General features: G+C 67.6%; 7 protein-coding genes. All 7 read left to right on the forward strand.

Features of this window, described 5'->3' with window-relative positions:
* Nucleotides 1-689, forward strand: a 689-nt coding sequence (locus VK519_RS12630; protein WP_324350267.1) for a multicopper oxidase domain-containing protein, incomplete at its 5' end; no start/stop codon positions are given.
* Nucleotides 686-1,603 carry a copper resistance protein B gene (locus VK519_RS12635; RefSeq protein WP_324350269.1) on the forward strand — a complete coding sequence of 306 codons (918 nt, stop codon included), beginning with the start codon at nt 686-688 and terminating at the stop codon, nt 1,601-1,603. The genes VK519_RS12630 and VK519_RS12635, both read left to right, overlap by 4 nt.
* A 17-nt stretch (nt 1,604-1,620) precedes the next feature.
* Entirely contained in the window at nt 1,621-2,829 is a 1,209-nt protein-coding gene (locus tag VK519_RS12640; RefSeq protein ID WP_324350270.1) for a bifunctional folylpolyglutamate synthase/dihydrofolate synthase, read from the forward strand.
* Nucleotides 2,830-2,880: 51 nt separating this feature from the next.
* Nucleotides 2,881-3,906 carry an SPOR domain-containing protein gene (locus VK519_RS12645; RefSeq protein ID WP_324350272.1) on the forward strand — a complete coding sequence of 342 codons (1,026 nt, stop codon included), beginning with the start codon at nt 2,881-2,883 and terminating at the stop codon, nt 3,904-3,906.
* A gap of 47 nt (nt 3,907-3,953) precedes the next feature.
* Entirely contained in the window at nt 3,954-4,535 is a 582-nt protein-coding gene (locus VK519_RS12650) for a CvpA family protein (RefSeq protein ID WP_324350274.1), read from the forward strand.
* 20 nt (nt 4,536-4,555) lie between these two features.
* Nucleotides 4,556-6,031, forward strand: a complete 1,476-nt coding sequence (gene purF, locus VK519_RS12655) for an amidophosphoribosyltransferase (RefSeq protein ID WP_324350275.1) — start codon at nt 4,556-4,558, stop codon at nt 6,029-6,031.
* Nucleotides 6,003-6,821 carry a ferritin-like domain-containing protein gene (locus VK519_RS12660; protein ID WP_324350277.1) on the forward strand — a complete coding sequence of 273 codons (819 nt, stop codon included), beginning with the start codon at nt 6,003-6,005 and terminating at the stop codon, nt 6,819-6,821. Before purF ends, VK519_RS12660 begins: the two co-directional genes overlap by 29 nt.
* The last annotated feature ends 19 nt before the right edge of the window (nt 6,822-6,840 follow it).

The raw sequence follows: 6,840 nt of genomic DNA on the forward strand, positions 1-6,840 counted from the left end.
TCGCCCAGTCGATCGACCGTTCCGGTTATGCGCGCGGCACGCTGTCGCCGGCCCCGGGCATGGTGGCCGCGGTACCGGCGATGGATGCGCGCCCGCTGCTTGGCATGGCCGACATGATGGGTGCCATGGGAGCGATGCCCGGCATGGGCGGGGCGCACGACATGCGCGGTATGGACCATGCCGGCATGCAGCGCACCGGCAACCCCGGCGTGGACATGAAAGTTTCCATGCCCCGGACCAACCTGGACGATCCTGGCGTGGGTTTGCGTGGCAACGGCCGCCGCGTGCTGACCTACGCGGACCTCCACGGTGTGGACAGCCCGATCTCGCCGGGGGTTGAACGCGAAATGATCCTGCGGCTCACCGGCAACATGGAGCGCTACATGTGGTCGATCGATGGCGTGCCTTATGCCAAGGCACCGCCGATCCGCCTGCGGCTTGGCGAACATGTGCGCTTCACCCTGGTCAATGACACCATGATGCACCACCCGATGCACCTGCACGGGATGTGGAGCGAACTGGAGGCGCCCGACGGCACGTACCTGGCGCGCAAACACACCGTGACGGTGCAGCCGGCACAACAGGTGAGCTACCGGGTCAGTGCCGACGCCAAGGGGCAATGGGCGTACCACTGCCACATGCTGTACCACATGGAAGCGGGCATGTTCCGCGCGGTGGTGGTGGCATGAAGACGAAGCAGGCAAACGTGCTGCTGGCGGCGCTCCTGGTGGCGTCAGGCGTCGGTGCCCAGACCGAGCACCAGGCCCACGACATGCACGATATGTCTGGCATGCAAGGCATGTCGGGGATGGGAACGCAGCAACCGGCGCAAGTATCGACGCCGACGTCCGCGTCATCGCAGGACGCGCCTGCATCGCCATCGAGTACCGCCGTGGTTCCCAACGGCCACATCGCGCCGTCGCCGCCGTCGACCTATCCGACGCACCCGGGCATGGGCGAGATGGGCATGCATGGCACGCCCTTCAACGTGTTCACCCGGGTAGACGAACTTGAGCGTGGTTTCGGCGCAGGCCCGGCCGCGACGTCGTTCAACGCCGGCGGATGGCTTGGCGGCGACCTCGACCGCTTCGCCTGGCGCGCCGAGGGCGAGCACGACCTTGGCGGCACCGATGCCAGCATCGAAGCCTTTTATAGCCATGCCGTGGCCGCTTTCTGGAACATCCAGGCAGGCCTGCGACAGGATGTCGGCGACGGAACGCCGCGTTCGTGGGCGGCATTTGGCGTGCAGGGCCTGGCGCCTTACTGGTTCGACCTGGAAGCCACGGCTTACCTGGGACAGGGCGGGCGCACGTCGGTACGCGTGGAGGCCCGCTACGATGTGTTGTTCACCCAGCGCCTGGTATTGACGCCGAAGTTCGAACTCAATGCCTATGGCAAGGACGATCCCTCGCGCAATATCGGTTCCGGCGTGAGCGATGTGGAAGCCGGCCTGCGCCTGCGCTACGAATTCACCCGCCGCTTTGCTCCCTATCTTGGCCTCGACTGGCAGCGTCGGCTGGGCAATACGGCGTCGATGGCGCGCGCGCAGGGACAGGACGCGGGACAATGGCGGTGGGTGGCCGGCTTGCGGCTGTGGTTCTGACAGGAACAAGACCAACGATGACCACGCGGGACCTCGCCGGATGGCTCCAGTACCAGGAACGCATCAATCCACGCACTATCGAGCTTGGCCTCGAGCGCGTTCGCGCCGTGTGGGATGCCATGGGCGCGCCCCGGCCGGCGCCCACGGTGATCACCGTGGGGGGCACCAATGGCAAGGGTTCGACGGTGGCATTCCTCGAGGCCATGCTGCAGGCGGCGGGTTATCGCGTGGGCTGCTTCACGTCCCCGCACCTGCTCCGTTACAACGAGCGCATCCGCATCGACGGTGAGGACGTCGGCGACGCCGCGCTGGTGGCGTCGTTCGAACGGATCGAGGCGGCGCGCGGCGACTTGCTGCTCACGTACTTCGAATTCGGCACGCTGGCGGCGATCGACCTGATCGCCCGTTCCGGGGTGGACGTGGCCGTGCTTGAGGTGGGACTGGGCGGGCGCCTTGATGCGGTGAACATCATCGATGCGGACGTGGCGATCGTTACATCGGTAGACCTTGATCACCAGGAATGGCTGGGCGGCGACCGCGACACCATTGGCCGCGAAAAGGCTTTCATCGCGCGCGCCGGCCGCCCCCTGGTGCTGGGCGAGGCCAACCCGCCCGCGCGGCTCCTGGAGACGGCCACGCAGATCGGGGCGGATGTGCTCATTCAAGGCACCCACTTCGGCGACGCTCCGGGGGTCCCTGCCATGGCCGGCGACTTCCAGCGATTCAATGCAGCAGCAGCCGTCGCCGCGCTGCGCGCCTTGCCCGGTCTCAAGGTGGTCGATGCCGCCATGGCGGCTGGGCTTGCCGCGGCGCGGGTGCCCGCGCGCCTGCAGGTGCTGTCTGGCCGACCCGCCGTGGTGGTGGACGTGGGCCACAACCCGCATGCTGCGCGGGCCCTGGCGGCATGGCTGGACGAGACTCCGCGAGGCGCGGTTCAGGCGGTGTTTGGCGCGCTGGTCGACAAGGACATCGACGGCGTGATGAACGCACTGGGGCCGCGCATCGCCCACTGGCACCTGGCTTCGCTCGATGGCGACACCCCGCGTGGCCTCACCGCCGCCGCACTGGCCGCGAGGCTTGCCGTCGCGCTGCCCGGGGCGCCCCATGCCATCCACGCAGGCGTGGCTGAAGCTCTCGCGGCGGCCCGCCTGGCAGCGGGCGCCGATGGCCTGGTACTCGCGTTCGGCTCATTCTTTGTCGCCGCGGCCGTCTTGGCAGCGTCTTAGGAAGGTATAATCCAGTCGATACATGTCTGCGCCCTAAGCTGGAGCCCGCATTTGAAAACCCGCCTGCTCGGTGCCGCCGTCCTGCTTGCCCTGGCCGTGATCGTCGTGCCGATGCTGTTCTCCAGCGCTCCGCCGAAGACGGATGCCGAGCAATCACTCAGCCTGGAAATTCCCGCCGCGCCCGACCGTGACCTGCAGTCGCGCACACTCGACGTCTCCTCGCCCGGCGGCGCCCCGGCGGCCGCCCGCACCGCGTTCGGCACCCCGCCGGCTACCTCGGTCACCCCGGGCAACGGCAGCCAGCTGGCTTCGGTGGATATTGCCTCCCGCCGTCCGCCCGACGTCGAAGCCAACGCTCCGGCGGCGACGCCAGCCGGTCCAACTCCATCGACGGCACCTTCCGCCGCGCCCGCGCGCGCGCCGGTCAACAAGCCCTCCGCCGCTACCCCAGCCGCTGCCCCCGCGCCCGCGGCGCCGCTACCCACGGGCACGGCCGCCCGTGGCAGCTTCAGCGTCAATCTTTCTGCTTACGCCGACCGCGGCAAGGCCGATGCCCTGGTGCAGAAGGTCCGCGCGATGGGCTACCCGGCGAGTACCGCCATGGTCACTCAGGCCGGCAAGCAGCTCACCCGTGTCAATGCCGGCCCCTTCGATACCCGCACGGCGGCCGAGGCCGCAAGGCTGAAGATCAAGTCCGCGGTGCCCGGTGTCCCGGCCAGCCTGTCCGGCCAGGTGGCGGACCAGAAGGGCGATGCCCCGGCCGTGGCCGCCGCCGCGCCGCGTGCCAGTGCGGCCGCCCCCGCGGCCGTTAGTCCAGCCCCCGGTGCCACGTCCCGGGCCGGCGGCTGGGCCGTTCAGCTGGGGGCATTTTCCAACGAGGCCGACGCCAACAAGCTGCGCGATAAGGTCCGCGGCGCGGGTGTGGCCGGTTATGTGGACGGCATCGCCAGCAGCACCGGTGCCAGGCTCTGGCGCGTCCGCGCCGGCCCGCAGACCCAGCGCGACGACGCCGTGCGCATCCGTGACCAGCTCAAGGCCAAGCTCGGCGTCGACGGCAACGTCGTCACCGTTCCCTAGAAACATACCCCGGGCATCGTGCCCGCCTTTCCTACGGTGAGCCTGCGGTGACCTGGGTCGACTACATCATCCTCGCCGTGCTGGGCGTCTCGGTCTTGATCGGCCTGTGGCGCGGCCTCATCTCCGAGGTGTTGGCGCTCGCCGTATGGATAGCGGCATTCTGGTTCGCCTGGACTTTCGGACCGTCCGTAGCGACCTATTTCGAACACGCCATCCCGCAACCGTCGGTGCGGGTGATCGTGGCGTACGGATTGTGTTTCCTGGTGGTATTGCTGCTCGGGGCGCTGTTGCGCTTCCTGCTGGCGCGGTTGGTCGAGGGCACGGGCCTGGGCGGTACGGATCGCCTGCTGGGCATGGTGTTCGGCTTCGTCCGCGGCGTGTTGATCGTGACCCTCGCGGTATTCCTGCTCGGGTTCACGCCCTTCACGCGCGACCCGTACTGGCGCGATGCCACCTTGCCGCCGTATTTCCAGGGCGTGGCGGACTGGCTGGGCGAGCGCGTGCCCGAGAGCGTGCGCCGTTACCTGCACCCGCCGGCCGATGTGCTGGACAAATTGCCCAGGCTGCCCGCACCTCCGGGCGACCGCGAACGACATAAACTTCCCGCCGCCAGCTCCACCACGGCTTAAGCTAAAAAAGAGAAACACCCATGTGTGGAATCATCGGTATCGTCGGCACCGCCGAAGTCGCCTCGTCGCTTTACGACGGGCTGACCGTGCTGCAGCACCGTGGCCAGGACGCCGCCGGCATCGCCACCGTGGACGGTGACCGCCTGCAGTTGCACAAAGGCAACGGCCTGGTACGTGACGTCTTCAACCAGCCAGGCGTGCGCACGCTGCACGGCCGCATCGGCATCGGCCACTGCCGTTATCCCACGGCAGGCTCCGACGGCACCGACGAAGCCCAGCCGTTCTATGTGAATTCTCCCTACGGCATCGCTTTTGCCCATAACGGGAACCTGGTCAACACCGAGCAACTCCGCCGCGAGATGTTCGAGGACGACCGCCGCCACATCAATACCGATTCAGATTCCGAAGTGCTGCTGAACGTGCTGGCCCACGAGTTGCAGCTGAACGACCGCAATGCACTCACCCCCGACCAGCTGTTCAAGGCGGTGGCCGGCGTGCATGCCCGTGCGCGCGGCGGTTACGCGTGCCTGGCGATGATCCAGGGCTACGGCATCCTTGCCTTCCGCGACCCCAACGGCATCCGTCCGCTGGTGCTGGGTGAGCGCGTCACCGCGCTGGGCAACGAATACGCTGTGGCCTCCGAATCGGTGGCGCTGGACATCCTGGGGTTCACCCGCCTGCGCGACGTGGAGCCTGGCGAGGGGGTGTTCATCAGCGACGGCGGCGAACTGTTCACCCGCCATTGCGCGCCGGCCGCGGTGCACGCACCGTGCATCTTCGAATACGTCTATCTTGCGCGTCCGGACTCCATGATCGAGGACGTCTCGGTGTACAAGGCGCGCCTGCGCATGGGCGAGAAACTCGCCGAGAAGATCCTGCGCGAGCGTCCCGACCACGGCATCGATTCAGTGATCCCCATCCCCGATACCGCGCGCACCGCGGCAAGCTCCCTGGCGCAGGCGCTGGGCGTGCCGATGCGCGAGGGTCTGGTGAAGAACCGCTACATCGGCCGCACGTTCATCATGCCGGGGCAGGGCGAGCGGGTGAAATCGGTGCGTCGCAAGTTGAACGCGATCGACCTTGAGTTCCGCAAGAAGAACGTGCTGCTGGTGGACGACTCCATCGTGCGCGGTACCACCAGCAAGCAGATCATCCAGATGGCCCGCGACGCGGGCGCGAAGAACGTTTACTTTGCCTCGGCCGCGCCGCCGGTGCGCTATCCCAATGTGTATGGCATCGACATGCCGGCCACGGCGGAGCTCGTGGCCGCCGGCCGCACCGACAAGGAAGTGGAAACGATCCTCGGCGCCGACTGGCTGATCTACCAGGACCTCGAAGACCTCATCTGGGCCGTGAACGACGGCAACGAAGACCTCAAGCACTTCGATACGTCGTGCTTCTCCGGTGAATACGTCACGGGCCTGGACAAGGACTTCCTGGCCCAGCAGGAAACCCTGCGTTCGGACGATGCCAAGCACAAGCGCCGTTCCGCCTGACCTGCACGCCGCGGCGAAGGCCTGCCTGGATTGCCCGGATCCGGCGGAGAAAATCCGCCTGACGGCTGCCACCTGGCAGGCTGTCGTCGATGGCACGTTGACGCCCGATGCATCGGCGCCCGCGCCCGTACCCATCGGGCCGCCGGGACGCCCCGGGCTGCCTCGACTGATCTCCTCCCGCGGCCTGCCGCAACGCGGACTGGGTAGCCCACAGGGCCGCGCCGCGCTGGTGCACGCGGTGGCGCACATCGAATTCAACGCAATCAACCTGGCCTGGGACGCGGTCTACCGTTTCCGCGGGATGCCCGATGCGTACTATCGCGACTGGGCATCATGTGCGGCGGACGAAGCGCGGCATTTTTCGATGCTGGCCGCGAGGCTCGCGGAACTGGGCCACGTCTACGGCGACTTCGACGCGCACAATGGTTTGTGGGACATGGTCGAACGCACGGCGCACAGCGACACCGTTCGCATGGCGTTGGTGCCGCGGGTGCTGGAGGCGCGAGGCCTGGACGTGACGCCAGGGATGATCGAGCGCCTGCGTGGTTGTGGCGACACGGCGACCATCGCCGTCCTTGAAGTGATCCTGGCCGAGGAAGTCGCCCACGTGGCGGCCGGCACGCGATGGTTCCACTTCTGTTGCGCGCGCGACGGATTGGAACCGGCACCCACCTTCATGCGCTATCTCGATGAATACATGCGCGGCAGTTTGCGCGGCCCCTTCAACGTGGCGGCGCGCAAGCAGGCGGGCTTCAGCGACGACGAACTGGCGTGGCTTGCGACGCTATAGTCCTTGCGCCGAGGCAAAG

The sequence above is a fragment of the Pinirhizobacter sp. genome (assembly GCF_035317885.1).
Classification (GTDB): Bacteria; Pseudomonadota; Gammaproteobacteria; order Xanthomonadales; family Rhodanobacteraceae; genus Pinirhizobacter.

Excerpts from the sequence above, each read along its gene's own strand:
- VK519_RS12635 (WP_324350269.1), top strand. The coding sequence starts at position 686 with ATGAAGACGAAGCAGGCAAACGTGCTGCTGGCGGCGCTCCTGGTGGCG.
- purF (WP_324350275.1), top strand. The coding sequence starts at position 4,556 with ATGTGTGGAATCATCGGTATCGTCGGCACCGCCGAAGTCGCCTCGTCG.
- VK519_RS12660 (WP_324350277.1), top strand. The coding sequence starts at position 6,003 with ATGCCAAGCACAAGCGCCGTTCCGCCTGACCTGCACGCCGCGGCGAAG.
- VK519_RS12640 (WP_324350270.1), top strand. The coding sequence starts at position 1,621 with ATGACCACGCGGGACCTCGCCGGATGGCTCCAGTACCAGGAACGCATC.